The organism is Plantactinospora sp. BC1 (assembly GCF_003030345.1).
GTDB lineage: Bacteria > Actinomycetota > Actinomycetes > Mycobacteriales > Micromonosporaceae > Plantactinospora.
The window spans coordinates 4530289-4556939 of sequence record NZ_CP028158.1 but is presented as its reverse complement, the minus strand read 5'-3'; the positions used below and the strand labels follow the sequence as shown (position 1 = coordinate 4556939).

General features: G+C 73.5%; 25 protein-coding genes and 1 riboswitch. Of the genes, 15 read left to right on the top strand and 10 right to left on the bottom strand.

Annotation, left to right across the window (positions count from 1 at the left end):
* Positions 1 to 184 precede the first annotated feature (184 nt).
* From C6361_RS19885 to C6361_RS19865, 5 genes are all read left to right on the top strand, one after another.
* Positions 185 to 1336, top strand: a complete 1152-nt coding sequence (locus tag C6361_RS19885; protein WP_107271047.1) for a sensor histidine kinase — start codon at positions 185 to 187, stop codon at positions 1334 to 1336.
* Positions 1326 to 2489 (top strand): hypothetical protein, encoded by a 1164-nt coding sequence (locus tag C6361_RS19880; protein ID WP_107268627.1) that lies wholly within the window; start codon positions 1326 to 1328, stop codon positions 2487 to 2489. The genes C6361_RS19885 and C6361_RS19880 overlap by 11 nt, the downstream gene beginning before the upstream one ends.
* Positions 2459 to 3145 carry a response regulator transcription factor gene (locus tag C6361_RS19875; protein WP_107262406.1) on the top strand — a complete coding sequence of 229 codons (687 nt, stop codon included), beginning with the start codon at positions 2459 to 2461 and terminating at the stop codon, positions 3143 to 3145. The genes C6361_RS19880 and C6361_RS19875 overlap by 31 nt, the downstream gene beginning before the upstream one ends.
* Positions 3146 to 3352: 207 nt before the next feature.
* Entirely contained in the window at positions 3353 to 4285 is a 933-nt protein-coding gene (locus C6361_RS19870; RefSeq protein ID WP_234358900.1) for a hypothetical protein, read from the top strand.
* A 117-nt stretch (positions 4286 to 4402) separates the two neighbouring features.
* Positions 4403 to 5614 (top strand): AI-2E family transporter, encoded by a 1212-nt coding sequence (locus tag C6361_RS19865; protein ID WP_107268626.1) that lies wholly within the window; start codon positions 4403 to 4405, stop codon positions 5612 to 5614.
* A 127-nt stretch (positions 5615 to 5741) separates the two neighbouring features.
* Here C6361_RS19865 and C6361_RS19860 read toward each other — a convergent pair whose 3' ends face one another.
* Complete coding sequence (locus C6361_RS19860; protein ID WP_107262404.1) at positions 5742 to 6368, bottom strand: NADPH-dependent F420 reductase; 627 nt, start codon at positions 6366 to 6368, stop codon at positions 5742 to 5744.
* 116 nt (positions 6369 to 6484) lie between these two features.
* Between C6361_RS19860 and C6361_RS19855 the strand changes: the two genes are divergently transcribed.
* Both C6361_RS19855 and C6361_RS19850 read left to right on the top strand, forming a co-directional pair.
* Entirely contained in the window at positions 6485 to 7366 is an 882-nt protein-coding gene (locus C6361_RS19855; RefSeq protein WP_107268625.1) for an AraC family transcriptional regulator, read from the top strand.
* A complete protein-coding gene (locus C6361_RS19850; protein WP_107268624.1) occupies positions 7363 to 7776 on the top strand; it encodes a VOC family protein in 414 nt (137 codons plus the stop codon). Before C6361_RS19855 ends, C6361_RS19850 begins: the two co-directional genes overlap by 4 nt.
* A gap of 130 nt (positions 7777 to 7906) precedes the next feature.
* Here the strand turns inward: C6361_RS19850 and C6361_RS19845 are convergent, their stop codons facing one another.
* From C6361_RS19845 to C6361_RS19835, 3 genes are all read right to left on the bottom strand, one after another.
* The gene (locus C6361_RS19845) at positions 7907 to 8362 is read right to left on the bottom strand and encodes a nuclear transport factor 2 family protein (protein ID WP_107268623.1); all 456 of its coding nucleotides are present in this window, start codon (positions 8360 to 8362) and stop codon (positions 7907 to 7909) included.
* A 95-nt stretch (positions 8363 to 8457) separates the two neighbouring features.
* On the bottom strand, positions 8458 to 9213 hold the full coding sequence (locus C6361_RS19840; RefSeq protein ID WP_107262400.1) for a YafY family protein: 756 nt from the start codon (positions 9211 to 9213) through the stop codon (positions 8458 to 8460).
* Positions 9214 to 9273: 60 nt separating this feature from the next.
* The gene (locus C6361_RS19835; protein ID WP_107268622.1) at positions 9274 to 12369 is read right to left on the bottom strand and encodes an AfsR/SARP family transcriptional regulator; all 3096 of its coding nucleotides are present in this window, start codon (positions 12367 to 12369) and stop codon (positions 9274 to 9276) included.
* A 398-nt stretch (positions 12370 to 12767) separates the two neighbouring features.
* Between C6361_RS19835 and C6361_RS19830 the strand changes: the two genes are divergently transcribed.
* The 4 genes from C6361_RS19830 to C6361_RS19815 all read left to right on the top strand — a co-directional run bounded on the left by C6361_RS19830 (position 12768) and on the right by C6361_RS19815 (position 16812).
* Positions 12768 to 13523, top strand: a complete 756-nt coding sequence (locus C6361_RS19830; protein WP_159079390.1) for a hypothetical protein — start codon at positions 12768 to 12770, stop codon at positions 13521 to 13523.
* Between the two features lie 254 nt (positions 13524 to 13777).
* Positions 13778 to 15421, top strand: coding sequence for a ferric reductase-like transmembrane domain-containing protein (locus C6361_RS19825; protein WP_234358899.1), 1644 nt, complete (start codon positions 13778 to 13780; stop codon positions 15419 to 15421).
* Positions 15422 to 15475: 54 nt separating this feature from the next.
* Complete coding sequence (locus tag C6361_RS19820) at positions 15476 to 15979, top strand: FMN-binding protein (protein ID WP_107268620.1); 504 nt, start codon at positions 15476 to 15478, stop codon at positions 15977 to 15979.
* A gap of 5 nt (positions 15980 to 15984) precedes the next feature.
* On the top strand, positions 15985 to 16812 hold the full coding sequence (locus C6361_RS19815) for an FAD:protein FMN transferase (RefSeq protein WP_369930155.1): 828 nt from the start codon (positions 15985 to 15987) through the stop codon (positions 16810 to 16812).
* Between the two features lie 74 nt (positions 16813 to 16886).
* Here C6361_RS19815 and C6361_RS19810 read toward each other — a convergent pair whose 3' ends face one another.
* Both C6361_RS19810 and C6361_RS19805 read right to left on the bottom strand, forming a co-directional pair.
* On the bottom strand, positions 16887 to 17603 hold the full coding sequence (locus C6361_RS19810; RefSeq protein ID WP_107262396.1) for a TIGR04222 domain-containing membrane protein: 717 nt from the start codon (positions 17601 to 17603) through the stop codon (positions 16887 to 16889).
* 96 nt (positions 17604 to 17699) lie between these two features.
* The gene (locus C6361_RS19805) at positions 17700 to 18356 is read right to left on the bottom strand and encodes a dienelactone hydrolase family protein (RefSeq protein WP_107262395.1); all 657 of its coding nucleotides are present in this window, start codon (positions 18354 to 18356) and stop codon (positions 17700 to 17702) included.
* 230 nt (positions 18357 to 18586) lie between these two features.
* Here C6361_RS19805 and C6361_RS19800 point away from each other — a divergent pair, with 230 nt between their 5' ends.
* Positions 18587 to 18793 (top strand): hypothetical protein, encoded by a 207-nt coding sequence (locus C6361_RS19800; RefSeq protein ID WP_107262394.1) that lies wholly within the window; start codon positions 18587 to 18589, stop codon positions 18791 to 18793.
* A 39-nt stretch (positions 18794 to 18832) separates the two neighbouring features.
* Here C6361_RS19800 and C6361_RS19795 read toward each other — a convergent pair whose 3' ends face one another.
* Positions 18833 to 19780 carry a helix-turn-helix domain-containing protein gene (locus C6361_RS19795; protein WP_107268619.1) on the bottom strand — a complete coding sequence of 316 codons (948 nt, stop codon included), beginning with the start codon at positions 19778 to 19780 and terminating at the stop codon, positions 18833 to 18835.
* Positions 19781 to 19881: 101 nt separating this feature from the next.
* On the opposite strand from C6361_RS19795, the gene C6361_RS19790 reads away from it, so the two are divergent.
* The gene (locus tag C6361_RS19790) at positions 19882 to 20925 is read left to right on the top strand and encodes a trans-acting enoyl reductase family protein (protein ID WP_107268618.1); all 1044 of its coding nucleotides are present in this window, start codon (positions 19882 to 19884) and stop codon (positions 20923 to 20925) included.
* Between the two features lie 531 nt (positions 20926 to 21456).
* On the opposite strand, the gene C6361_RS19785 is transcribed toward C6361_RS19790, so the two are convergent.
* A complete protein-coding gene (locus C6361_RS19785) occupies positions 21457 to 21933 on the bottom strand; it encodes an Rrf2 family transcriptional regulator (protein WP_107262389.1) in 477 nt (158 codons plus the stop codon).
* Positions 21934 to 22043: 110 nt separating this feature from the next.
* Between C6361_RS19785 and C6361_RS19780 the strand changes: the two genes are divergently transcribed.
* Positions 22044 to 22508 (top strand): cupin domain-containing protein, encoded by a 465-nt coding sequence (locus C6361_RS19780; protein WP_107262388.1) that lies wholly within the window; start codon positions 22044 to 22046, stop codon positions 22506 to 22508.
* A gap of 73 nt (positions 22509 to 22581) precedes the next feature.
* Here C6361_RS19780 and C6361_RS19775 read toward each other — a convergent pair whose 3' ends face one another.
* Positions 22582 to 22776: a DUF5708 family protein gene (locus tag C6361_RS19775; RefSeq protein WP_107262387.1), complete on the bottom strand. Its 195-nt coding sequence runs from the start codon at positions 22774 to 22776 to the stop codon at positions 22582 to 22584.
* Between the two features lie 272 nt (positions 22777 to 23048).
* Positions 23049 to 23179: riboswitch (cyclic di-AMP (ydaO/yuaA leader) on the top strand.
* Positions 23180 to 23182: 3 nt separating this feature from the next.
* Between C6361_RS19775 and C6361_RS19770 the strand changes: the two genes are divergently transcribed.
* On the top strand, positions 23183 to 24211 hold the full coding sequence (locus C6361_RS19770) for a hypothetical protein (protein ID WP_234358898.1): 1029 nt from the start codon (positions 23183 to 23185) through the stop codon (positions 24209 to 24211).
* A 48-nt stretch (positions 24212 to 24259) separates the two neighbouring features.
* Here C6361_RS19770 and C6361_RS19765 read toward each other — a convergent pair whose 3' ends face one another.
* On the bottom strand, positions 24260 to 26635 hold the full coding sequence (locus C6361_RS19765) for a glycoside hydrolase family 65 protein (RefSeq protein ID WP_107271046.1): 2376 nt from the start codon (positions 26633 to 26635) through the stop codon (positions 24260 to 24262).
* Positions 26636 to 26651: the final 16 nt, after the last annotated feature.

Here is a 26651-nt window from a genome sequence, read left to right as displayed (position 1 = left end):
AACCAGCCGTTATGCCTCTGCTATTGTTCGGCATCGATGTCTTGGGTGCGGTCCGGTTCGGACGTACCGCCGGGGCGGCGGAGCGACGGGAGGAGTCGGGCACGTGACTGTCTCCACCGCCACCGCCGCCTCCGCGCCGGCCGGGCGACCCGGGCCGGTCGACCCGCCGCCGGCCGGCACCGAGATGCCGGCGGCGAGCGCGCTGGGCTGGGTCTACACGATCTTTCCGGCCCTGCTCCGGCTCACCTGCGGGATCGCCTGCGCGGTGGCGGCGCTCGCGGTGCGTACCCCGCCGGTCTCCACCCCGCTGCTCGTCGTCGTGGTGAGCCTGCTGACCGCCTGGTCGGTGCTCTTCGCCGCCCTGGTGGTCCGGTGGCGGCGGCCGATGTCCGCGATGGCCGTCGACATCCTGCTCACCGTCGGCACCTGCCTGCTGATCCGGGACGTGGTCGCCGCCGAGGTACTGCCCGGCGAGGTGAGCTGGGTGGCGATCCAGTCCAGCACCTCGGTGATCGTCGCCCAGTTCATCCTGCCGGCCACCCGCTCGATCCCGGCCGGGCTGCTGGTGGCCGCCGCGTACGGCATCGGCGCGCATCTGGCCGGCGACGACATCGAGGCGGTCGGGCACGCCGTCACCCTCGTCGTGCAGACCGTCAGCGCGGCCGCGCTCGCCGGGGTGGCCCGGCGCAGCAGCCGGCTCGCCGACGCCGCCTTCGCGGCCTACCAGGAGACCGCCCGGGCCGCCGTGACCGCGCGGGCCGCCCGGGCCGCCGAGCGGCAACAGAACCGCGACCTGCACGACACGGTGCTCTCCACCCTCACCGTGGTCGGTCTCGGCGCTGTCGCCGGCCGCTCACCGCTGCTGCGCGAACGGGCCGCCGCCGACCTGCGCACCCTGGCCGGCCTGGCCGGCGACCGGTCGGCGTCCGGCGTCGAACCGGAGGGCGAGGTCCGGCTGATCGCGCTCGACGAACGGCTGCGCACCCTGCTCGGCCGCCTGCCGGAGTTGCGGGCCAGCGCCGCGCTGGAGCCGTGCGCGGTGCCGGCCCCGGTCGCCGAGGCAGTCACCCACAGCACCGGCGAGGCACTGTCCAATGTGCTCCGGCACGCGCCGGGGGCCACCGCCTCGGTGCGACTGTGCCGCAGCGGCGACACCGTCGCGGTCGAGGTGGTCGACGACGGACCCGGCTTCGACCCGGCCACGGTCCCCCGGCACCGGTACGGCCTGCGGGAGTCCGTGCGCGGCCGGATGGCGACGGTCGGCGGCCGGGCCGAGGTCAGCTCCGCGCCCGGCCGGGGCACCCGGATCCGGCTGGAGTGGCCGGATGTCCACTGACCTGGCCGGCGGTGCGGCGGGTACGGTCACCGCCACCGTCGAACGTGGCCCCCGGATCGCCGCCGTGCTGATCGCCTTCGGCTGGCACCTGGCCATCAACCTCCCGGCGGTACTCGGCGACTGGGAGCACTACCGGCTGCCCTGGGTCGTCGGCATCGGCTGGCTGGTCTTCGGCGCGGTCGGGGTGGTCGCCGCGGTCAACCTGCTGCGCGGCACCCCCTCGCCGACCTGGCCACTCGTCGGGGTACTGCTCCTGGTCGACGTGGTGGTCTTCGCCTGCGTACCCGGGGCGCTGGTCTTCGACTCCGCCAACTTCGGCTGGGCGACCCTCGGCTGGTTCGTCGTACTCCTGCTCTGGGGTCGCCGGATCCCGGCCCTGGTCGCCGTACTGGCGGTCGGCGCGGCGATCGCCCTGGTCGGGGTACTGGCGCTGCGCGGCGGCGGCGCCGCGGACCTGAGCCGGTACGCGATGGCCGTCTACGGCAACGCGACCCTGCCGATCGCGATGATGATCGCGGTGAACCTGCTCGGCACCCTCGCCGGCACCACCGCCCGGGCGGCGGCGGCCCGGACGGCGATCGAGACCGAGCGGGCCGCCGCCGGCCGGACCCACCAGACCCGGCGGGACCGGCTCGCCGCGCTGGACCGGACCGCCGGAGCCATCCTGACCGAACTCGCGCAGGGCCGGGCCGATCCGGCGGACCCGGCCGTGCAGCGCCGCTGCGCCCTGGAGGCGTCCCGGCTGCGCCGCCTGATCGCCGAGTCCGACGACGTGCCGGATCCGCTCCTGCACGAGCTGCGCGCCTGCGTCGACGTGGTGGAACGCAACGGCCTGCCGGTCGACTTCGTGGCCGTCGGCACGCTGCCGGCACTGCCGGTGGAGATTCGCCGCCAGCTCGCCGAACCGCTGACCTCGACCCTGGCCGCCGCGACCCGGTGGGCCCGGCTGACCGTGGTCGGCCAACCCGACGAGGTCGTGGTGAGCCTGACCACACCCGGCACGTCGATCATCACGTCCGGGCCGGACCAGCCCGGTGACACCATCGGAGGGACCGGCGACGACCAGCTTTCCGCTGCCGGCGGCGAGGTCGAGTACGTCTACGAGGAGAACGAGGAACTGGTATGGGTGCAGACCCGGTGGCGGGCGGCGTGACCCCGGGAGGATCGCGGATCACGGTCGCGATCGTCGACGACCACCCGGTGGTCATCGAGGGGATCCGCTCGTGGCTGGCCGCCGAGCCACGGCTGGCGGTGGTGGCGACCGGCGAGGACCCGGACACGGTACTCGCCGCCGGCCAGCCACCGGCCGACGTGATCCTGCTCGACCTGCGGCTGCGCGGCCGGATGGTGATCGACAAGGTGGCCGAACTCAGCGGCGCCGGCCGGCGGGTGGTGGTCTACTCCGAACACAGCGACTCCGACACCATCCTGGCCGTCCTGGACGCGGGTGCGGTGGCCTTCCTGGCCAAACAGGAGGGACGGGAGCACTGCGTACACACCGTACTGGCGGCGGCGAGCGACCGGCCGTACGTGCCACCGGCGCTGGCCGGCGCGATCGTCGGCGACCGGCGTACCGGCCGGCCCGTCCTCTCCGACAAGGAGCGCGAGGCGCTGCTGCTCTGGTTCCAGTCGATGTCGAAGGCCTCGGTGGCGCGCCGGATGAACATCAGCGAGCACACCGTCAAGCAGTACGTCGACCGGGCCCGGATCAAGTACGCCCGGGCCGGCCGGCCCGCCGCCACCAAGGCCGCGCTGCTGGCCCGGGCCATCGAGGACGGTCTCGTCCGGGCCGACGAGATCGGCAACTAGCCGGCGCGGCCCCGGCCGCCGATCGCCGCGGCGTCACGTCGACTCCCCTCGCTGTCACGTCGACGCGGCCGTAGATCCAACGCCAGTCACCCAACGGCCGTCCGGGGGTCAGCCGAGCGTCCGACCCCCCAACAACCGTCGTGACAGCGGATCGGAAGTCCGCCAGCCTAGAAGGTACGACGTCCCGTACCCGGGAGGCCCTCCCCCATGACCGAGAACGCGTCCCCGTTCTTCATCCGGCCCCACCGTTTCGACGACCCGGACCAGGACGACACCTACTTCCCCCGGCTCGACTGGCACCGCCGGCTCGTGCTGGACACCGACGAGCGGGTGCTGTGGCGTGACCGGGTCCAGGTCGCCGGATACCTGCTCGCCCCGCACGCCGGCCCGGACGAGCTGGCCTGGTCGCTGCCGCGTCCGGCCGAGGTGACCGTCACCGACCGGCGGCTGACGTACGTCTGCGTGGACTGCCACATCGGACCGGCGCCCGGGCTCGGGGCCGATCCACGGCACCGGCGGCGGACCGGACCGGTCGCCAGCCGGGTGGTGACCGGGCAGATCCGCTGGCAGTGGCCGGCCGGGTTGCGCATCCTCGCGCCCGGCACCGGTCCGGAGACCGATCCGGCGGTGGCCGGTGAACGCCTGCTCGTCGTCTGCGACGCGGTACGCGCCGTCGGCCGGCCGGCGCTCGCCCTCTCCGGCGGCCCGCTCGACTCGCCGCAGAGCGTACGGCGGTTGGCCACGGTGATCCGGCGGGCGGTCGCCGGGTTCCGGCTGGCCAATCCGGCCATGGTGGAGCTGGCTCCGCCGGAGTGGGACGCGCTGCTCAGCCGTGCCGGGTTGGCGCTGCACGCCGACGCCCTCGCCGACCCCCGGCGCGGCGTCGACCTGCCCGGCTCGCTGCCGGTCGAGTTCGCGCACCGGGACGACTACTACCGTCGCGCGCTGCGTCGCCGGAACGCGCCGACGCCGAGCCGGAGTTCCGCCCCGCCGACCGGCAACTCGTCGACCCCGGGCGCCGGCTCGCCGACGCCGGGCCGGAACCTGTCGCCGTCCGGGCACAACTCGCCGGCACCGAACCGGATGTCGGGCACGACACCTTCCCGTTGGCCGGAACGGCATCCCGGCTCCGCCTCCTGACAGGGTCGGGTCCCGGGCGGCTTTCACCGCCGGAACCGCACAGATCGGCCGACAGCGGCAGGTGTCGCCCGGGCATCGGGCGGGTACCCGTGACGCCGAGGTCGACAGGAGGCGGACATGGGCAACGCGGCCGACCGGTCGAACGGGTACGGCGGGCGCCCCAGCCAGCTACTGGACCGTCTCCCCTGGTTGGTGCGCTGGGCGGTGTTGGCCAGTGCCTGCCTGCTCGTCATCACGGCCGGGGCGTATGTGCTGGCGCAGATCGCCACCCGGCTCGCACCGCTGAGCATCGCGCTCGCGGCCACCCTGTTCCTGGCCGGGCTGCTCGATCCGGTGGCCAGCCGGCTGCGCCGGTACCGCTTTCCGCCGGCGCTCGCCGCGCTGGCCACCGTACTGCTGCTGCTGGCGCTGCTCGGCGGTGCCGTACTGCTGGTCTGGCGGCTGACCGCCGACCAGTTCTCCGACCTGGCCCAACAGCTCGACCAGGGGCTGGAGCGGACCCGGGACTTCGTCACCGGCACGCTGCCGATCAGCGAGCAGCAGCTCGACAGGTTGACCCGGCAGGCGGTCACCGGGGTGCAGAAGTCGGCTCCGGACCCGGTCAGCGGCGCGGCCACCCTGGCGGAGGCGGCCGGCGCCCTGCTGCTGGTCCTGGTGCTGCTGTTCTTCCTGTTGAAGGACGGGCGCCCGATGTGGCGGTGGGTGCTGGGTCGGGTCGCGGAACCGTCCCGCCCCCGGGTGGCGGCGGCCGGTCGGGCCGGCTGGCACACGCTGGGCGCGTACACCCGGGGCACGATGATGATCGCCGCGATCGACGCGATCGGCATCGGGATCGCCCTGGTGCTGCTCCGCGTCCCGCTGGCGCTGCCGCTGGCGGTGATCACGTTCCTCGGCGGCTTCGTGCCGATCATCGGGGCCACCGTCGCCGGAAGCATCGCGGTACTCGTCGCGCTGGCCGCGAAGGGGCCGACCACGGCGCTGCTGGTGCTGGCGGCGGTGATCGCCGTGCAGCAGACCGAGGGGAACCTGCTCGAACCGCTGATCATGAAACGGCAGGTCCGGCTGCATCCGGTGGTGGTGCTGCTGGTGGTCACCGCCGGCACCCTGCTCGGCGGGATCGTCGGCGCCTTCGTCGCGGTGCCGATCGCCGCGGTCCTCTACAACGTGGTCGACAGGGTCGCGGCCGACCGGCGTGCCGCCAACGATGCCGGGACTTCCCGCCGGCCCGGACGCGCGGACGACGACGACCGGGTCGCGCCGACCGGCGAGGAGCACGAGGCGGGCCCGACGAGACCCGGCGACGCCGGACGGAACCCGCCGGAGAACTGACCCGCCGCTGGCCGCCGCTGTTCGGCCCCATCGACATCGCCCCGCCGCCCCCGGCGGATCCGGAGCCGCCCGGGGGGAGAGGGGTCTGCCTGCTCGCCGCCGCCCAGCGGGCGCCCCGGCTGCTCGGCTACGGTGCGCCGAGCCGGCTGTGCAGTTCGGCGCCGTCCAGGTCGGCGAGGTAGACCGGGGTACCGGGCTGGTGCCGGCGCCCCTGGGTCAGCGGGCCGGCGTCCACCGGCTCGTACCCGACCTGCTCGATCAGGTCGGCGACCTGCCGTTTCGCCCCGTCGTCGTCGCCGGAGACGGGGATGCCGTAACGGCGCTGCGCCGAGGACTGGCGGCCGTACTCGCGCAGGTGCTCCCAGCGCATCGCGTTGAACGCCTTCACCACGTGCGCCTCCGGCAGCTGCCGTTGCAGCAGCTCGCTGGAGGTGGTCCGGTCCTGGTCCAGCTCCGGGTTGGGGCCGTCCCGCTCCGGATAGTAGTTACCGGTGTCGATCACCGTCTTGCCCCGCATCGGCTCGGCGGGCAGCTCGGCGTACCGGCCGACGGGTACCGAGACCACCACCACCTCGCCGAACCGGGCCGCCTCCGCCACGGTCGCCGGGTGTACCCGTTCGCCCAGTTCCTCGGCGAGCCCGCGCAGTGTCTCCGGGCCTCGCGAGTTGGCCACCGCCACCTCGTGGCCCGCCTTGGTGAACAACCGGGCCAGGGTGCCGCCGACGTGCCCGGTGCCGACGATGCCGATCCGCATGATCCTCCCCCTCCACCACCTGGGCCGGGCTACCCGGCCGGGTACCCGGCAAACGCCCGCCACCGCGCCCCGGCCGGCGGACATAGGCTGGTCGGAGCCGTGCGGGAGGTGCCAGGGTGACGGACGAGGCGAGGTCGGAATTCGTCGAGCGGCGTCCGGCGCCGGCACTGCGGCCCTATCTCGCCGGTTACGTCGGCTACCGGGAGAGCGGCCAACCGCCGGGACGGCACCGGGGACTGCCGTCGCCGTACCTGACGTTGATCGTCACCCTCGACGATCCGCTGGTGGTGGCCGTCCACCCGGATCCGGCCACCCCGCCGGGCCGGTACGACACGCTGCTCGGCGGCCTGCACACCGCGCCCGCGCTGATCGCGCACCCCGGCCGGCAGTCCGGGATCCAACTGGCGCTCAGTCCGCTCGGTGCCCGGGCGCTGCTCGGTCTGCCGGCCGGGGAACTCGCGCACACCGACCTCGACGCCGGTACGGTGCTCGGGCCCTTCGCCGCCGAACTCCGGGAACGACTGCACGCCACCGACGGCTGGGCCGGGCGGTTCGCGCTGCTCGACCGGCTGCTCACCGAACGGCTCACCCCGGACACCCGACTCCCGGCCGAACTCGTGCACGCCTGGCGGCGCCTGCTGGCCAGCGGCGGCGCCGTACCGGTGGCGGAGCTGGCCCGGGAGACCGGCTGGAGTTCCCGCTATCTGAGCCGGTCGTTCGGGGTGGAGATCGGGCTGAGCCCGAAGCGGGCGGCCCGGGTGGTGCGGTTCGACCGGGCCCGCCGGCTGCTCCAGCGTCCGCCCCGGCCGGGCCGGGCCGGTGCGCTGACCGAGGTGGCGGTGGCGGCGGGCTACTACGACCAGGCGCACCTCGACCGGGACTTCCGGGCCTTCGCCGGCTGCCCGCCGAGCCGATGGCTGGCCGACGAGGCCGGCGGCGCCGGGTTCCGAAACGTCCAAGCCGGGGCGGGGGCCGGGTCGGCAGACTCGGCCGCATGACAGTCAACTCACCTCCGCCGCCGCAGGTCTGGCCCACGTTGCGGGCCCGGGACGCCCGGGGGCTGATCCGGTTCCTGGTCGACGCGTTCGGCTTCGAGGAGGTCATGGTCAGCGCCGAGGGTGACCTGGTGCATCATGCCCAGCTCCGCTGGCCGCCCGGCGGCGGCATCATGCTCGGCTCGGCCCGGGACGATCCGGCGGACCCGTGGGCGCTGCAACCGGGCAGCTTCGGGGCGTACGCGGTGACCGACGACGTGGACGCGCTCTATGCCCGGGCGGTCGCGGCCGGTGCCGAGGTGGTCCAGGACCGGCGAGACACCGACTACGGCGGGCGCGAGGTGCTGGTCCGTGACCCGGAGGGCAACCGCTGGTCGTTCGGCAGCTACCGGGGCGAGGCCGCACCCTCCTGACCGGCATGCCAGGCGGGCCCGTGCCCGGGACCGTGTCGACGGGGGACACCGGTCCGGCCCGGTGGGGAGGGCCGGGTGCGGGGCGGGACGGTGTATGCACCGTCCCGCCCCGCACCCGAGCCGTCAGTTGCTAGGCGGCGCTGTAGGTCGGGCAGTGGTCCAGCCGGACGCTGTCGTCGTGGCTCCAGTACTCGACGATCCGGTCGCCGTCGACCCGCAGGATGTCGACCCCGGAGCAGGCCACGACGATCCGGTGTGGACAGACGCTGCCCGGGTCGTCGCCGGCCCGGGTGAGCATCCACCGGCCGGCGATCAGGTCGGGCCCGATGATCGGGCCGACCTCGACGGCGAGCTGCGCGTCGGGGCAGCCGGCGTGCCGGCCGGAGACCCAGGCGACCAGCGCCTGGCGGCCCCGGACCTGCTCCGGCGACCCGCCCGGCACCGGCAGGTGGGCCAGAACCGTGGGCGCGAGGATCTCCTCGACGAGCGACCGGTCGCCGTTGCGCAGCGCCATCCAGTTCTGCCAGAGCATCGGTCGGGAGTCGACGGGGGCCACGACCGAGCTGTGGTTGGTGTTGATGGTCATCGCGAGAGTCCTCCCGTGGGCGGTGATCCGGCCCGGCCCGCCGATCGCGTCGGCGGCACCGCGCCGGCCTCGTCATCCACCATTCTCGACGCCGGTCAGGACAGCATCCTGTCCGCTTTTCTCGACGAATCCGCTCGTCCGGGCAGTTGCAGCGGGGTCGCCGGCACGTCCAACCCACCCCGCCAGGCCGGCTCGATCGACCGGGGCGGAGCCGTCTCGTTGGTCGGCGCGGCCCGGCGCATCCGGTCCAGCCGGAACCCGCGTACCTCCTGCCGGAGCCGGCACCAGCCGACCAGATACCAGAGCCGGCCGGCGCCGAGCAGCTCCACCGGCTCGATCAGCCGCTGCGAGGCGGCGCCGTTGCGGTCGACGTATTCGATCGCCAGCACGGTGCGGCTGAGCAGCGCGTCACCGGCGGTCCGGAGCACCTGCCGGGCGGGCGCCGCCACCGGCTCCGGCTCCAGCGCCGTCAGCCTGATCCGGCCGGCCAGCTCGGCCACGGCCTCCACACCGGACGGTGGCATCACCGCCAGGATCTTGTGCAGCACCGAACGTGCCGCATCGAGGAACGGGGTGTCGGCCATCGTCTCCAGCGCGACGGCGGCGGCGATCGCCTCGCGCGGGGTGATGTTCACCGGCGGCAGCGTGTAGGCCCGGTCCAGCACGTAGCCGCCACCCCGACCCAGCTCGGGGTAGATGGGCACGCCGGACTCCTGTAGGGCGCCGATGTCCCGCCTGATCGTGCGCGCGTCGACCTCGAATCGGTCGGCGAGCCAGCGTGCGCTGCGCGGTCGGGGTGCGACCGCGCGCAACTCCTCCACCAGGGCATAAAGCCGATCGGTACGGTTCACCTGCCAAAACTACCGGTCGGGTACGACGTTTCCGCCCTGCTCACGCACCGCCCCGGCCGGTCAGGAGCCGCTGCTCACCAGCCCCGGCGCGTCGGCCAACCGCAGTACGATGCTGGCCAGCGCCGGAGTCCGGGTGTCCCGGGGATCGCTGAGGATCCCGGCCCAGAACCGGGCGTCCCGGGCCGCCTCCCGGTCACCGGTCTCGTCGTACGCCCGGGCGAGCATGTTCAGCGTGGCCGCCTGGGCCGACGGCATGCTCATCTCCTCGAAGGTGCGCACACAGCGGCGCAGTACGTCGACCGCCGCCGCCGCGCGTCCCTCGCCGATCCAGCTCACCGCCAGGTCCCGTTCCAGGCCGGTGGCCCAGGGGCGGTCGCCCAACTGCACCGCCAGGTCGTGGCTCTGCCGGAGCCGGTGCACCGCCTCGGCGCGCCGGCCGAGGCAGATCGCCGCCGAGGCGAGGTGGCGCAGGGCGGCCAGCAGCACGTACCGGTCGTTGACCGTACGCAGCAGCGCCACGGCCCGCTCCGCGGCGGCGTACGCCAGCGCCGGTTCGTCGCGGAGCAGCCGGGTCACCGCGAGCGCGTTCAGGCAGCGGGCGGTGACGATCTCGGCGGCGCCCAGTTCACCTGCCTCGGCCACCGCCGCCTCGTCCACCGCCAGCGCCTCGTCCAGCCGGCCCAGCCCCCGGTACGCGGCGGAGAGCACCGGCGCGGCCAGCAGGGCGCCGAGCGGGTCCCCCTCGGCCCGGAACAGCGCCACCGCCCGTTCGGCCGTGGACGCGGCGTCCTCGGCGCGGTTCTGGTAGTCGTAGAGCACCGCCTCGTCGCTGAGCAGGCAGGCCAGGCCGTGCCGGTCGGCGAGCCGCTCGTACCGGTCCCGGCCGTCGCGCAGCCGCTGCGCCGCGCCCGCCAGGTCGCCCCGGGCCAGTTGGAGCAGGCCCGTCACGAAGTCGGCCCGGGCGATGGTCCGGTCGTCACCGATCCGCTCGGCGGCCTGTCGGGCCAGCCGCTGCACCGCCTGGAGCGCCGTCCAGTGCCCGTGCACCCAGCAGAACGGGGCGAGCCGCTCGGCGAGGTCGATCGCGGCCCGTTCGGCCCCGCACTCGGGTGCGAGTCCGAGCAGGCCGGTGAGGAGGTCGAGTTCGGCGCCGAACCAGCCGAGCGGGTCGGCGGCGGCCCGTTCGGCGGCGCGCGGTGGGCGTACCCGTTCGGCCGGCTCCGCGAGGCGGGCCCAGGTCAGGGTCCGGGGCAGCCGGCGAGCGGCGCTGCCGGCGAGCGCGGCGGCCGCCGCCACCAGTCGGCGCTGCGCCCCGGCCCGCCGCCCCGGCGCCGCGCCCGCTGGCTCCACTGTGCAGGAGGGCCGGTCCGGCGCGGGACGGTCGTCGGTGGCGGCGAGTTCCTCGGCGTAGACCCGGAGCAGGTCGTGCAGGCGGTAGCGCGGCTCGCCGCCGTCGGCCGGCCGGGTCACCTCCAACAGGCTCGCCTCGACGAGTTCGTCGAGTATCCGGTCGGCGTCGGCGCTCTCCAGCAGCTCGGCGACCGCCCAGGCCGCGAAGCTGACCGGGCCGAGCGAACCGAGCAGGCCGAACGCCTCCCGGGTCGGCGGGGAGAGCGCCTGCACGCTCAGCGCCAGGCTGGCCCGGACCTGGAGGTCTCCGGCGGCCAGCTCGTCGAGGCGCTGCCGCTCGTCGTCGAGCCGGTCGGCGAGGATCGCCAGCGGCCACGACCGGGTGGCGAGCCGGGTACCCGCGATCCGGACCGCCAGTGGCAGGTTGCCGCAGGCGGCGGCGATCCGGGCCGCCTGGCCGGGCTCCTCGGCGACCCGCTCCGGACCGACCACGTCGGCGAGCAGCGCCCGGGCCTCGTCGTCGGTGAGCGGGCCGACCGGCAGGTGCCGGGCGTCGATCAGGCCGCTGAGCCGGCGCCGGCTGGTGGTCAGCACGGCACTCCCGGGGGTACCCGGAAGCAGCGGCCGGACCTGTGCGGCGGTGGCGGCGTCGTCGAGCACGACCAGCACCCGGCGGTCCGCGAGCCGGGCCCGGTAGGCGGCGGCCAGCGCGGAGAGGTTCTGCGGCAGCGCCGAACCGGGCACGCCCAGCACCCGGAGTAGGTCGGCCAGGACCGCGGCCGGATCCCGGGGTGCGGCCGAGGCACCGGCCAGGTGTACGAAGAGCTGCCCGTCCGGGAACCGCTCCCGGATCCGGTGCGCCACCGTCACCGCCAGGGCGCTCTTGCCGACGCCCGGCTGGCCGGAGACCGCCACCACCGGCACCCCGCCGTCCGCCGCGCCCAGCAGCCGCTCGATCCGCTCGATGCTGCCGGCCCGGCCGACGAAGCCCGACAGGGCCGGCGGCAACTGGCAGACCGGAAACGGTGACCGGGGTGCGACCTCGGGCCGGTTGCCGACCCGGCCGACCGACGGTTCCTCGCCCCGCAGGATCGCCTGGTGCAACCGGCGCAGTTCGGGTCCCGGCTCGACGCCCAGCTCGGTGACGAGGATCTCCCGGGCCCGCTGGTACGCGGCCAGCGCGTCGGCCCGGCGCCCGGCGCGGTAGAGCGCCACCATCAACTGGCCGTACGGCCGCTCCCGCATCGGGTGCTCGGTCACCAGTTGGTGCAGTTCGGACAGGACGGTGGCGAGGTCGCCGTCGGCGCGCAGGTCGGCGTCGACGCAGTCCTCCTGCGCGCCGACCCGTTCGAGTTCCCACTGCGCGAGTTCGGGTTCCAGCGTCGGCACCGTCAGGTCGGCCAGTGGCCGTCCCCGCCACTGCCGCAGTCCGCGCCGGAACCGGTCGGCCGCCAGCGCCGGATCGCCCGCGGCCAGTGCCGCCCGACCGGTGGCGACCTCCCGCCGGAACACCAGTACGTCGACGTCGTCGGTCCGTACCCGCAGCAGGTAGCCGTCGCTGCGGTGCTCGATGCGCAGGCCGGGCAGCCGCTCCCGGAGCCGGGAGACGTAGGTCTGGAGGTTGGAGGCGTACGAGGCCGGCGGGTTGTCACCCCAGAGCGTCTCCACCAGCCGGTCGACGGTGACGAGTTGGCCGGCGCCGACCAGCAGCGCGCCGAGCACGGTGCGCTGGTGTCGGCTGCGCAGCACCAGCTCGGCGCCGGAGTCCGTGCAGACCCGCAGCGGCCCGAGCACCCCGAACCTCACTCGCCGTCTCCCTGAGCCGCAGGCAAATCACGGACATGAAACCGTACTACGGTGTCTGCCCAGCATGGCGCGGTGCGCCGGGGTTGCGGCGGCGTGGCGTGTGGCAATCGTGTGGCAGTTGTGTGGCGGGCATCCCCAAGCTGCTAGAGGCCCGCGGGGGGCGGGCCGGTCACGGGGGTCGGCGTTCGGGGGGACTCGGGTGCGGGGAAGTCCCTGACACCGGATCGAGCGCCGGGCACCCGACCATCCGACTACCGCCACCGTCCCGACCCCTGGTCCGGGCGCGCCGGGCGAACCGGGCGGGCCCATAATGCTGCTGCTCCAAACGCTGCTTCCCCGGCGGCCCCGGCCAACGGGCCTCGCAGGGGGCGCGACCATACAGTTCTTGGCGAAAGGCAATGATGTCCACATATCCCCCTCCGGGCTACGGCCCCGGAGAGCCGCCCCACGACCCGCGCCAGTCCGGCCAGCCCGGTGGGTACGGCGGCCCGGCGGGCGGCGGTTCCGGCTACCCGCCGCCCTCCCAGGGCGGCTACCCGCAGTCCCCGTCGTCCGGCGGTCCCTACGGGCAGTCTCCGTCGTCCGGCAACCCCTACGGACAGCCGGAGTCCTACCCGCAGTCGGGTGGTTACCAGCAGTCCGGTGGTTACCCGTCGACGCCCTCGTCGCCGGCCGGGCCGGCGGCACAGTTCGACGCGCCGGTTCCGCCGCCGAAGAAGAGCAAGGCGCCGCTGGTCATCGGCATCGTCCTCGGTGTCGTGCTGCTCTGCTGCGGCGGCGGCATCGCGTCGTACCTCTGGGCCGGCGACGACGAGCCGTCGAACGTGGCCGCCAGCGACGAGACCCCGAGCCCGACGGCGAGCGCCAAGGCGACCCCGCCGAAGGGCAAGCCGTCGCCGACTCCGGGAGAGGAGTCAATCGAGGGCAACCTCGACCAGTTCAAGAAGGGCGACTGCCTCACGATCGACGAGGCGACCGACGAGGTCGACGAAGCGAGCTGCGGCACCAAGGGCGCGCTCAAGGTGCTGCTGCGCAAGGACGGCACCATCAAGGAGTCCGCCTGCGAGTCCACCGACTACACGCAGTACCTCTACCAGGACGGCGCGATCGGCACGCTCGAGGACTTCATCCTGTGCGTCGCGCCGGCCCGCTGACGCGGCCCGGCGCGTGATCCGCCCCCTCGCCGCCCGGGAGGGGGCGGGTCGGCGGGACTGACGGGGGCGACGTCGACCGCCCGTGCGGTGGATCGACGGGAGTCGACCAACGGGGGGTGCGGTGGTCCGGGGGCGGGGAGCGCCCGGGCCACCGCACGGTCGCTTCCTTAGCCCCCAACCAAGCGATTCTTAAGACTGAACTAAGCGGGCCGCTCGGACTGGTTTCCGACACCGTCAACCGGTACATATTCTTCGTGACTCGTCGTCGGGATGTCGAAACGGCCGAGCCGCTCACCGAATGGGTGACCGGCCTGCTGCCCCGGGTGCCGTCCGAGGACCCCTACGACCGGCCACCCCGTGGGCGCGACCGCGAACCGTACGACGAGTTCGAGCGGTACACCCCGGCGGAGCCGACCCGTTCCGAGGGCGACTGGACGTCTCCGACCCGTGGCCGTGAACCGGCTGCGACGCGTGGCCGCGAGCCGTGGTCGTACGCCGAGGAGGCACCGGCGTACCGGCCCAACCCGATCAGCGGGGCGGCGGAGGCGGCCCGGCACCGGGAGACCGCCGAGGTCGAGCCGTACGACCGCAGTGGCCGGCTCTTCTTCCACATCGTCTTCTGGTCGGCGCTGGCCACCAGCGTCGAGCTGTGGTGGCTGAACACCCCGGCCGGGTCGATCCGGACCACCGCCGACATCCTGATCGCCGGTGGCCGGCTCACCGGCATGGTCGGCGGGTTCCTGCTGCTCGCCCAGGTGCTGCTGATGAGCCGGGTACGCTGGCTGGAACGCTGGATCGGGGCGCACTCGCTGCTGATCTGGCACCGGGAGCTGGGCGCCTTCCTGCTGCTCGCCATCCTGGCGCACGCCGGGCTGATCGCGGTCGGCTACAGCAAGCTCACCAACACCCCGATCGTCGAGGGCACCTGGTCGCTGCTGAGCACGTACGAAGACATGATCAGCGCGACGGTGGCCACCGGCATCCTGGTCGGCATCGCGCTGCTCGCCATCCGGGCGATCCGCCGGATGATGAACTACGAACTCTGGTACTACCTGCACCTGAGCACCTACCTGGTGCTGCTGTTCAGCTACGGCCACCAGTTCGCCGCCGGGCAGGAGCTGTCCAAGCCCGGCTTCGGGCAGTACTTCTGGGCCGGGCTCTACGTCTTCGTCATCGCCTGTGTCCTCTGGGGACGGATCATCTCCCCGATCGCGTTCAACCTGCGGCACCGGCTGCGGGTCGAGGACGTGGTGCCGGAGGCGTTCGAGATGGTCTCGATCTACATCTCCGGCAACCGCCTCGACGAGCTGGACGCCCGGGCCGGGCAGTACTTCCGGTGGCGGTTCCTCACCAAGGGCTGCTGGTGGCAGGCGCACCCGTTCTCGCTCTCGGCCGCGCCGAACGAGCAGTGGCTGCGGTTGACCGTCAAGGTGGTCGGCGACCACACCGAGTCGCTGCAGTACCTGGAGCCGGGCACCCGGATCTTCGCCGAGGGGCCGTCCGGGGTCTTCACCGCGGACCGGGCGATCCGGCCCCGGGCCCTGCTCATCGCCGGTGGCAGCGGCATCGCGCCGATCCGGGCGCTGCTGGAGGACCTGCCCGAGCAGACGGTGGTGATCTACCGCTCCCGCAGCGAGGAGGAGCTGCTCTTCCGCGACGAGCTGGACTTCCTGGCCCGGTCCCGCAACGCCCAGGTCTGGTACGTGATCGGTTCGCGCGAGGACCCGGCGCCCCGGCACCTCTTCACCGCCAAGGGCATGCGCGAGCTGGTGCCGGACGTACGCCGTCGGGACGTCTACCTCTGCGGACCGCCCGGCCTGGTCGACGTCTCGATGCGGACGATGCGCAAGCTCCGGGTACCGCGCCGGCAGATCCACCTCGACCCGTTCGAATTCTGATCCCCCGGAGAATTCCGATCCCTCGGACTTCCACCCCCAACGGAGGTACATCCCGTGCGTCGCGCCGCCTTCGCCGTCCTCGGCACCGCCATCGGCGCCACCCTGCTGATCGGTGCCAAGCTCGGCACCTCGACCGACGACCCCGCCCAGGTGGCGCTGGAGGAGGAGACCGGCGACGCGACCGCCAGCCCGACGCCGGGCGGCAAGGCGCCGGCCGGGAAGAAGACCACCGCGCCGCCGGCCAAGAAGCCGCCGGCCAAGGCGCCGGCCGGCGGGCTGAAGGACGGCACCTTCGTCGGTGCGACCGCCAACTACGACTACGGCGCCATCAAGGTGACCATCAAGGTCTCCGGTGGCAAGGTCACCGGCGCGGACGCGACCTATCCCGACGAGGACCCGACCAGCGCCAGCATCAACGAGGGCGCGATCCCGAAGCTGCGCCAGCAGTCGCTCGCCGCCACCAGCGCCAGCAAGGTGAACACGGTCTCCGGGGCGAGCCTGACCAGCGCGGCCTACAAGGCGTCCCTCCAGTCGGCGCTCGACAAGGCGAAGGCCTGACTCCGATGGGCACCACCGGGCTGCGCCGGGTCGAGCAGATCATGGGTACGCCGATCAGCGTGCAGCTCACCGATCCGCTGCCGGCCCGGCGCCTGGAGGCGCTGGCCGAGCAGACGTTCGACTGGTTCCGCGAGGTCGACGAGCGGTTCAGCACCTACAAGGAGCAGAGCGAGGTCAACCGCTTCGACCGGGGCGAACTCTCCATCCAGGACTGCTCCGCCGACCTGCGGCTGGTGGTCGAGACCTGCGCCGACCTGTGGCGGGAGACGGACGGCTACTTCGACGCGTACGCGACCGGCCGCTTCGACCCGTCCGGCTACGTCAAGGGCTGGTCGGTGCAGGTGGCCTCGGACCGGCTGCTGGCGGCGGGCTGCCGCTCGCACTGGATCAACGCGGGCGGGGACATCCGGGCCCGGGGCGGCCCCCGACCCGGCGAACCGTGGCGGATCGGCATCCGGCACCCGTGGCAGGAGGACAAGATCTGCTGGGTGCTCGGCGGTAACGACTTCGCGATCGCCACCTCCGGCACGTACGAGCGCGGTTTCCACGTGATCGACCCGTACCGGGGTGCCCCGGCCACCGAGCTGACCTCGGTCACCGTGGTCGGCACGGACCTCGGCCGCACCGACGCGTACGCGACGGCCGGGGTGGCGATGGGTCAGGCCGGGCTGCGCTGGCTGGCCGAGCTGCCGGAACACGAGGTCGGCATCATCACCTCCGACGAGCTGTGTTACCGCACCGACGGCTTCCCGGTGCTGCCCACCGAGCCGGCGCAGCGGCCCGCCGCGACCCGCTCCGAGCTGACCGGCCAGCCCGCGCCCCGGCTGGGCTGACCGGCCGGGGGCAACTCCGGGCCGGCGGGGGCCACTCCGGGGCCGGGCGCGGTGTGCTCCGGGCACGGGTCGCCTCAGGCGTGCCCGGTGGCTCCGCCGGCCGGCATCGAGCCGTCGAGTGTGGAGTCGCCGAGGAGCCGAGACCAGGTACCGCCGTCGAGCAGCCCGCTGTCCCGGACGAACTGCCGCACCGCCGGCAGTACCCCGGCGGTGCCGTAGAGCGCCACCGCCAGCCCCGGGTCGAGCCCGGCGGGGTGGTCGGCCGGTACGCCGTCCGGGCCGGTCGGAAGGGGATGCCGGCGCCGGGCGTCGCGCAGGGTGCGCTCGCCGGAGAGGGTGCGCCGGGGCAGGAACCAGCCGGCCATCCCGACGAACGCCAGCACCACCAGCAGGCCGACGCCGACGCCGAGCAGGTCGGCCGCGACCAGCCGGGCCACCAGCAGCGGCAGCACGAGCACCAGCGTGGCCGGCAGGAGCAACCGGCGCCATGCCGGGCGGAGCAGTCCCAGCCCGATCAGACCTTCCCGCTGCTCGGCCAGGGCCTGCCGGACCCGCCGCCGGCTGGCCACCTCCCGGGGCGACATCGTGCCGTACAGCGCACCGAACAGGGCCCGTTCCAGCGGCTCCGCGTACGCCGGCAGGCCGCCGGTCCGGCTGAGCCCGCCGGGCCGGGCGGCCGTCACACCGCCCCGGCCGTGCAGCGTCACCAGTCCGGCCCGGACGGCGCCCCAGGCACCACCGTTGAGGTAGCCGAGGTCCGTCGTACTCAGGTCGCGGGGCACCGCCGTCATCCTTCGAGTATGGAAAACCGGTGCACGCCCGCCGGGTCCGGGTCGCGGCCCGGCGGGACGGTGAGCCCGGTCAGCCCGGTCAGCCCGGCGGGAGGGTCAGCTGGGCGGCAGGTGGTCGACGAACCACTCCGCCGCGTCCCGGGCCACCCGGTCCAGCGTGCCGGGCTCCTCGAAGAGGTGGCTGGCACCGGGTACCACCCGCAGCTCCGCGCCGCTGTCGAGTTCGGCCAGCGCCTGGTTGTTGAGCCGCAGCACCTCGTCGTCCAGCCCGCCGACCAGCAGCAGGGTGTCGGCGCGTACCCGTGGCAGGTCGGCGCCGGCCAGGTCGGGTCGGCCGCCCCGGGAGACGACCGCGTACACCTGGTCGGGGCGCTGGGCGGCGGCGGAGAGCGCGGCGGCGGCTCCGGTACTCGCCCCGAAGAGGCCGATCGGGAGCCGCCCGGCCGGTTCGCCGGTCGCCAGCCAGTCGACGATGCTGACGAGCCGGCCGGTGAGCAGGCCGATGTCGAAGCGCAGCGCCCCGGTACGGTCGTCGACCGCCTCCTCCTCCCGGGTCAGCAGGTCGACCAGCACGGTCGCCAGGGCGTACCGGTTGAGCGCCTCGGCCACCATCCGGTTGCGCGGGCTGTGCCGGGAGCTGCCGCTGCCGTGCGCGAACAGGATGATCCCGCGCGCGTCGGCGGGCACGACCAGGTCGCCGGTCAGTCGTACCTCGCCGGCCGGAATCGTGGTGTCGCTGGTCCGGATGTCCATCCGGCTGCCTCCCCTGCCTCTTCCCGGCGCGGCTTGCCGGTGTCGGTCGTGCCGTCCCGCCGCCGTCCCGCCGCCTTTGTCGGCCTTACCCGGCGGTGCCGGGCTCAACCACGCGCCGGGAGCCGCTGCGGTGGCCGGGTTTGCCGGTACCCAGTCGGGGAAGGCCGGATCGTCCGACCAGGTACCGGGCCGGCGCTCACGCCGACCGGCAGAGGAACGTGAGGGACGTCATGGCCCGCCAGAAATCCGGCAAGGCGAAGTCCGGCCCGGCCCGCGCCGACGAGGCGGGACAGCAGCAGAATCCCGACCGGAGCGAGTGGGCGGACGAGGCGGCCAAGGCGAGGTCGCTCGACGACCCGCGCCGGACGCCGCCCCGCGACGCGGTGGGCATGCCGTCCAGCGGTGAGCGGTACAACGACGATCCCCGCGACCGCTGACTCCCGTCGGGCCGGGCGGGTTCCACGGCGTGCCGCGCCTCAGGCCCGGAAGGTACGGCGGTAGGTGTCCGGCGGTACGCCGATGGTGCGCTGGAAGTGGCGGCGCAGCGTCGTCGCCGTGCCCATGCCGGCGGCCGAGGCGACGGTGTCGACGCTGTCGTCCGTGGTCTCCAGCAGCTCCTGCGCGCGGCGGATCCGCTGGGTCAGCAGCCATTGCAGCGGGGTGGTGCCGGTCACCGCGTGGAAGTGCCGGGCCAGGTGGCGTGAACTCATCTTCGCCTGGCGGGCCAGGTCCTCCACGGTGAGCGGCTGGTCCAGCCGCCGCATCACCCAGGGGAGCAGTTCGGCCAGCGGATGGTCGTCCTGGGCCGGTACCGGGGTGGTGACGAACTGGGCCTGACCACCGGCCCGGTGCGGCGGCACGACCAGGCGCCGGGCGACCACGTTGGCGACCGCCGAGCCGTGGTCGCGGCGGACCAGGTGCAGGCAGAGATCCATCGCGGCGGCCTTGCCGGCGGAGGTGAGCACGCTGCCGTTGTCGACGTAGAGCACGTCCGGGTCGACCTCGACCCGGGGGTAGCGCGCGGCCAGTTGCTCGGTGTGCGCCCAGTGCGTCGTCGCGCGCAGCCCGTCCAGCAGGCCGGCGGCGGCGAGTACGAAGGCGCCGGTGCAGAGCGAGACGACCCGCGCGCCCGACTCGTGTGCCGCCCGTACCGCCGCGACCAGGTCGGCCGGCGGGTCCTCGTCGACGTCGGCCAGGGCCGGGACGATCACGGTGTCGGCGCTCGGCAGCCGGTCCAGCCCGCAGTCCGGCTCCAGCCGGAACCGGCCGACCCGGACGGGGTGCGTGCCGCTCACCCGGACGTCGTACCAGGGACCGGGCAGGGCGTCCGGTGCGGAGCCGAAGACCTCGTAGGCCATGGCCAGCTCGAAGTGCAGCATCCCGTCGGTAGCCGCGACCACCACGGAGCGCGGGAAGGAACTCATGTCGGGAATTGTACGGGTCATGTCGTTCCGGACACTGGCACCGTCGGGCCGACCGGGACAGGATCTTCGTACTGGATCACTTCGGGCTGGTGGGAGCGGTAATGGGATCGGGTCGGCAGGTGGCGGTCTTCGGCGCGTACGGGCACACCGGGCGGTTCGTGGTCGCCGAGTTGCACGAGCGCGGGTACGTCCCGCTGCTCCTCGGGCGCGACCGGGAGAGGCTGCTGGCCCTGGCGCAGACCCGACCGGGGCTGGCGGCGCGGCAGGCGTCGGTCGACGATCCGACCTCGCTCGACCGCGCCCTGGACGGCGCGACCGCCGTGATCAACTGCGCCGGGCCGTTCGCCAGCACCGCCGGCCCGCTGGTCGAGGCGGCGTTGCGCGCCGGCATCCCGTACGTCGACGTGGCGGCCGAGATCGAGGCGAACGCCGACACGTTCGCGCACTTCGCCGAGCGGGCCCGCGCCGCGAACCTCGTGGTGGTCCCGGCGATGGCCTTCTACGGCGGCCTCGGCGACCTGCTGGTCACCACCGCGATGGGCGACTGGACGGCGGCGGACGAGGCGCACATCGCGTACGGCCTGAGCGGTTGGCAGCCCACCGCCGGAACGCTCGCCTCGGGCACGATCTCCGGGCAGCGCCGGGGTGGCCGGCGGGTCCGCTACACCGGCGGACGGCTGGAATACCACGACGACGCCCTGCCGACCCTGGAGTGGACCTTCCCGGCTCCGCTCGGCGCTCAGGAGGTGATCGGGGAGTTCTCGATGGCCGACATCGTCACCGTCCCCAGCCACCTGGCCGTACCCGAGGTGCGCACCTACATGACCGCCAAGGCGGCGAGGGAGCTGGCCGCGCCCGACGCCTCGGCACCGACCGCCGTCGACGAGCGCGGCCGCTCCGCGCAGACCTTCGTCGTCGACGCCCTCGTCCGCTCCGGCGGCACGGAACGCCGGGTGGTCGCCGCCGGCCAGGACATCTACGCGATCAGCGCGCCGCTCGCGGTGGAGGCCGTCGACCGGATTCTCACCGGCCGGACCAGGACCACCGGCGTCGCCTCGGCCGGCGCGGTCTTCGACGCCCCGGACTTCCTCCGCGCCCTCTCCGCACACCTGGAGCTGCACGTCCCGCTCGACGCACGCGGCTGACCGGCGACCGCCGCCGTCAGATCGACCGCCGCCGCCGCAACCGCCGCCCGGTGCACGGCACGTCGTGGTCGATCCGCAGGCCACAGCGCCGGCCGCCGGCGCCTCTGGACACGTTGACCGTCGGCCGGATCTGGTCCGCCGCGGATGTCAGGGAGTACGCAGCGCGTCGTCGTGAGCGCTTGGACAGCACCCGGGACGAGTAGCTGTCGCAGAGCCACCTCGCCGGTTACAGCTCTGACCGTAACCTCGCCTCGCTGGTAGGGGAGCCGAGGGTGGTCGGCGCGGAGACTGTCGAGCTGGGTGCACAGGCGGGGCACGGAAGCCGGGGTTGTCGACAGCCGGGGTTGTCGACGGTGTGACGCGGTTCGGGTCGACCGGCGGGCGGGACCGGGCTTCGGACAGCCCGGGCGGGTGGGCGCGCAAGCGGGGCAGCTCGACAGTCTCCTCGGCGAATGTCCCACCCCCGCACCCACCCGACGTGAGATCGCCGGCTCAGAGATGATCGCCACGACGGCCGACGTGGGATTGCCGCTAGCGCAGTTCCGCGATCCTGGCCCGGGTGTTGGCCGGGGCCTCGGGGTGCCCGTGCTCGACGTCGGCCCGGACGTCGGCCACGGTCCTGCCGGCCAACTCCCGTCGCCAGGCCAGCTCCGCGCCACGCATCGCCTGGGCGAACGCGCAGGACTGTCGGTAGTCGACGCCGGCATGCTCCCCCGGCCCCTTGCTGAGGATCTGGTCGCACCGGAACAGCTCCTCCGGGCCCTCGATCGCGGCGACGATGTCCAGTAGGGAGACCGCCTCCGGGGCCCGGGCCAGCCGGAAGCCTCCGCGCGGCCCCGAGGTCGAGGTCAGGATCCCGGCCCGGACCAGGGCTTGGAGCTGCTTGTTCAGGTACGCCGGCGGCAGCTCGTAGAACGCCGCGAGGGTACCGGTCGGCACCGGGTCGTCCAGCCAGCTCAGGTTGAGGCACGTGTGGAGGGCCCATTCGACGCCCTGGCTCGTCCGCATAATTCTGGACTTTACACGTCCAGAAACTGTGACGCCCGCCATGATCACTAGCGCGACCAATTCTGGATATCTAGTGTCTAGGAATCAGCGAAGCAACGAAGGAGCCGACAATGACCCTGGTACGCGCAGCCGAAGCCGAGGTTCTGGAGAGCGACCCGGCCAGCGTGATCACGCTGCTACTCGATCCCGAGCACACCGGCGGCACCCTGACCAGCAACCGCACCCTGCTCAAGAGCGGCACCGACGGCGCCCCGCCGCACCTGCACACCCGCTCCGGCGAGCTGTTCTTCGTGCTCGACGGCGCCCTCGAAATGCTCGTCGGCGACGAACTGCACACCCTGCACAAGGGAGACACGCTCTTCGTCCCGCCGCACACCCCGCACGCCTTCGCCCCCGCCGACGGCCAGGACGCCGACTTCCTCGTCGTGCTCACTCCCGGCAAGCCCCGGTTCGACTACTACCGGCTCCTCGACCGGGTGCACCAGGGCGAAGCCACCTGGCAGGAGGTTGGCCAGACCCAGGACCGCTACGACAACCACTACGTGGAGAGCCCGGTGTGGACGGCACGCGGCTGACCACGACCTGAGGTGACAGCGGTGGAATCGGGTCGGGCGGCCGAGGATGGCCACCCGGCCCGGTGTCGGGTGGCTACTCGACCAGGCGGTCCCGCCTGATCTTGTAGACCCCGTACAGGCTCTCCAAGCCTCCAACGACCATCAGCACCACGCCGAGCTTGGTGGGCGTGAAGATGACCACATGCTCGTCCGGTCCGAACAGCCGGAGCGCCAGTCCCACCACAAAGGTGGCCAGGCCGGTGAGCAGCGTCTTACGGGCTGAGGACATCGAGGATCCCTGCTGGAGAAGAGGGGCGGGAGGATCTTCGAAAAGCCTAGTCAGGCCCGCTATCCCCAGCCTCCTGCCGGTTGAGGAAACCGGACTACATCCTTCGACCGACACCACACCGGCCCCCGCCTCCGAGGGCTGCCCGGCGCCTCGACCGGCACGTCGCCCATGAAGCAATTTCCACGGCGGATCACTCCGAAATCCACCTGTTCGACCCAGTTGATCAGGTAGGCTGACCCCGGTTTCGCCCGGTGGCGCACCCCTCCGCGCCGGCGTGACCGCCGCCGAATCACTTTCGGGTGAGCCGGGGACCCAGGTAGGTGGGGTGAGTCCGCAACCGCGGTAGGGACTTGTTCCGTCCCGAACCCGTCAGCTAACTCGGTAGGCGGGCGACGGAGGGACATGCATGACGGGATCCACACGTCGGCGGTTTCCGCTGGCCCTGGCCCTGCTCGCCACGTTCGGCGCGCTCGCCGGGGCAGCACTCCGGCCCGGCGTGGCGGAGGCGAACAGCCCCGCCGTCCTCGGCGACGAAGGCGACACCCCGCTCCTACGGGACGTGCTCGAATCGACCGGCCGAGGTTACCTACAGGCCAGAAACGCGCTGGCCAACGCGAAAGCTCGACAGGCGAAGATCGTCGCCGAGCTACGCCGGGTCGAGGAACGCATCGCGCAGTTGCGGCCCCGGGTGGAGCAGGTGGCCCGGACGGCGTACCAGACCGGCCGGATCGGCCCGGTGCTGGTACTGCTGCACAGCGGCTCGGCCGACGAACTCCTGGAGCGCGCCCGTGGCCTGGAGGCGGTGGCGCTGCGGGACAACGACGTACTGCGCGCACTCGGCCAGGCCCGGGAGCGGGCCGCGCGGGCGAAGCAGGCGCTCGACGCCGAGGTGGTCGAGGAGCGCCGCCAACTCGCCATCATGCTGCGGCAGAAGCAGGCCGCCGAGCGGGCGCTGGCCCAGGTCGGCGGCGCCTCCACCGGAGGCTTCGTCAACGCGAGTTCGCCGGTGGCCCGACCCGCGCCACGCGCCGCCGACGGCTCCTGGCCACCACAGTCGTGCAGCCAGCCCGACCCGACCACCACGGGCTGCGTCACACCACGCACCCTGCACGCCTACACCGAGGCACGCCGGGCCGGCTTCGGCCGCTTCACCGGCTGCTACCGCTCCGGCGGCCCGTACGAGCACCCGAAGGGGCGGGCCTGCGACTTCTCCGCCGAGGCGGGTGGCTTCCGAGGTGCCGCCACCGGCGCCGACCGGACGTACGGCAACAACCTCGCCGCGTTCTTCGTCCGCAACGCCGACCGGATCGGGGTGCTGTACGTGATCTGGTACCGGCAGATCTGGTTGCCGACGATCGGCTGGAAGTCGTACGGCGGCGCACACGGCGACCCGTCCAGCGACCACACCAACCACGTACACCTGTCGCTGGTCTGACGGCCGGGGGAACACCCCCCGGCCGAGCGGACCGTCGGGACGGGAGGGTCAGGTCGGTTCGCTCTCCGGGGTACGTCGGACCGGGGCGCGGCCGGCCGGTTGGGCGGGCTGCGGGCCCGTCGGGCGGGCCGGCGGGATCGGCCGGGTCACCGGCTCCAGGCAGGTGATCCGGACCTTCTCCCCGTGGTGCAGCAGTTCGAGGGCGTCGTCCGGCTCGCCGTCGCGCAGCTCGTACGTCGCCTCGCGCGGCCGGACGTCCACCCGCAGGTGCACGCCCCGGTAGCGGAGCGAGAACTCCAGCCGGTCGATCCGGCTCGGCAGCCGGGGTGCGAAGGAGAGTGTCGCGGTGTGGTCGCGCATCCCGCCGAACCCGGCCACCAGGGCGATCCACGCCCCGGCCAGGGAGGCGACGTGCACGCCGTCCCGGGTGTTCTGGTTGAGGTCGTGCAGGTCCATCAGGGCCGCCTCGCCCAGATAGTCGTGCGCGAGCTCCAGGTGCCCGGTCTCGGCCGCCAGCACCGCCTGGGTGCACGCCGACAACGACGAGTCGCGGACCGTACGCCGCTCGTAGTAGGCGAAGTTCGCCGCCTTCTCCTCGTCGCTGAACGCGTCGCCGCGCCAGTGCATCGCCAGCACCAGGTCGGCCTGCTTGATCACCTGTTTGCGGTACAGGTCGAAGTAGGGGTAGTTGAGCAGCAGCGGGTACTGCTCCGGCGGGGTGCTCGCGAAGTCCCACTCCTGGAAGCGGGTGAAGCCCTCCACCTGCGGGTGCACGCCCAGCTCCGGGTCGTACGGGACGTGCATGTCGCGCGCGGCGTCCCGCCAGGCGGCGGTCTCCTCGTCGTCGACGCCGAGCTTCCAGGCCTCCTCGCCGTGCCGGGCGGCGGCGTCGGCGGCGGCCAGCAGGTTCCGCTGGGCCATCAGGTTGGTGTAGACGTTGTCGCTCTTCACCGCCGTGTACTCGTCCGGCCCGGTCACCCCGTCCAGGTGGAACCGGCCGTGCCGGTCGTGGTGCCCCAGCGAGCGCCAGAGTCGCGCCGTCTCCACCAGCAGTTCCAGCCCGACCTCGCGTTCGAACTGCTCGTCGTCGGTCGCCTGCACGTACCGGCGTACCGCGTCGGCGATGTCGGCCGCGATGTGGAACCCGGCGGTCCCGGCCGGCCAGTACGCCGAGGTCTCCTGGCCCCGGATGGTCCGCCACGGGAAGGCGGCGCCGCGCAGGCCCAGCGTCCGGGCCCGTTCCTGGGCCAGGTGCAGGGTGGAGTGCCGCCAGCGCAGCGCGGAGGCGACCGCCGACGGCAGGGTGTAGGTCAGCACCGGGAGTACGAAGGTCTCGGTGTCCCAGAACGCGTGCCCGTCGTAGCCCGGCCCGGTCAGGCCCTTCGCCGCGATCGGCCGCAACTCGGCCCGGGCGCCCGCCTGTAGCACGTGGAAGAGTCCGAACCGGACCGCCTGCTGCACCTCCGGGTCGCCCTCGACCCGCACGTCGGAGTCGTCCCAGAAGGTGTCGAGATAGCTGCGCTGCTCGGTGCAGAGCCCGTCCCAGCCGGAGAACTTCGCACCGGCCAACGCCGCCGCCACCTGGTCACGCAGCGCCGGGCGGGACCGGCGGCTCGACCAGCCGTACGCGACGAACTTGACGATCCGGAGCTGCTCACCCGGCTTGATCACCGAGGTGACGGTGGTCCGGGCCCAGTCCTCGTACGCCTCGGTGCCGACGAGCTTGCGTTCCGGCCCGTGCACCTCGTGGCTCATCGAGACGGCCACCCGCAGCCCGCTCGCCTTGGTGCGGTGGATCAGCAGCGCGCCGTCGCTGTGCACCAACTGCTCCTCGGACTGCAACGGCGACTCCAGCACCGCCGCCACCCGGGGGTCCCGGCTCTGCGCCGGAAGCTGCTCGTTGGCGACCAGTTCCGACTGGACGATCAGCCGCATCGGCCCGTCGACCGGCTCCACCCGGTATTCGATCGCCGCGATGGAGCGCTGGGTGAACGAGACCAGCCGGGTCGAGCAGATCCGCACCGTACGCCCGGCCGGGGAGCGCCACTCGACCGACCGTTGCAGGGTGCCGGCGCGCAGGTCGAGCACCCGCTCGTGGCTGAGCAGTTCGCCGTACCGGACGTCGAAGGGCTCGTCGTCGACGAGCAGCCGGATCGGCTTGCCGTTGGTGACGTTGACGATCGTCTGGCCCGACTCGGGGAAGCCGTAACCCGCCTCCGCGTACGGCAGCGGCCGCAGCTCGTAGAAGGAGTTCAGGTACGTCCCCGGCAGGCCGTGCGGCTCGCCCTCGTCCAGGTTGCCGCGCAGCCCGATGTGCCCGTTCGAGAGTGCGAACACCGACTCGGACTGGGCGAGTACGTCCAGGTCGAGCCGGGTCTCCCGGACGTGCCACGGCTCGACGGGATAGGCCCGTTCCCGGATCATCGGCGCCTCCTCGCAG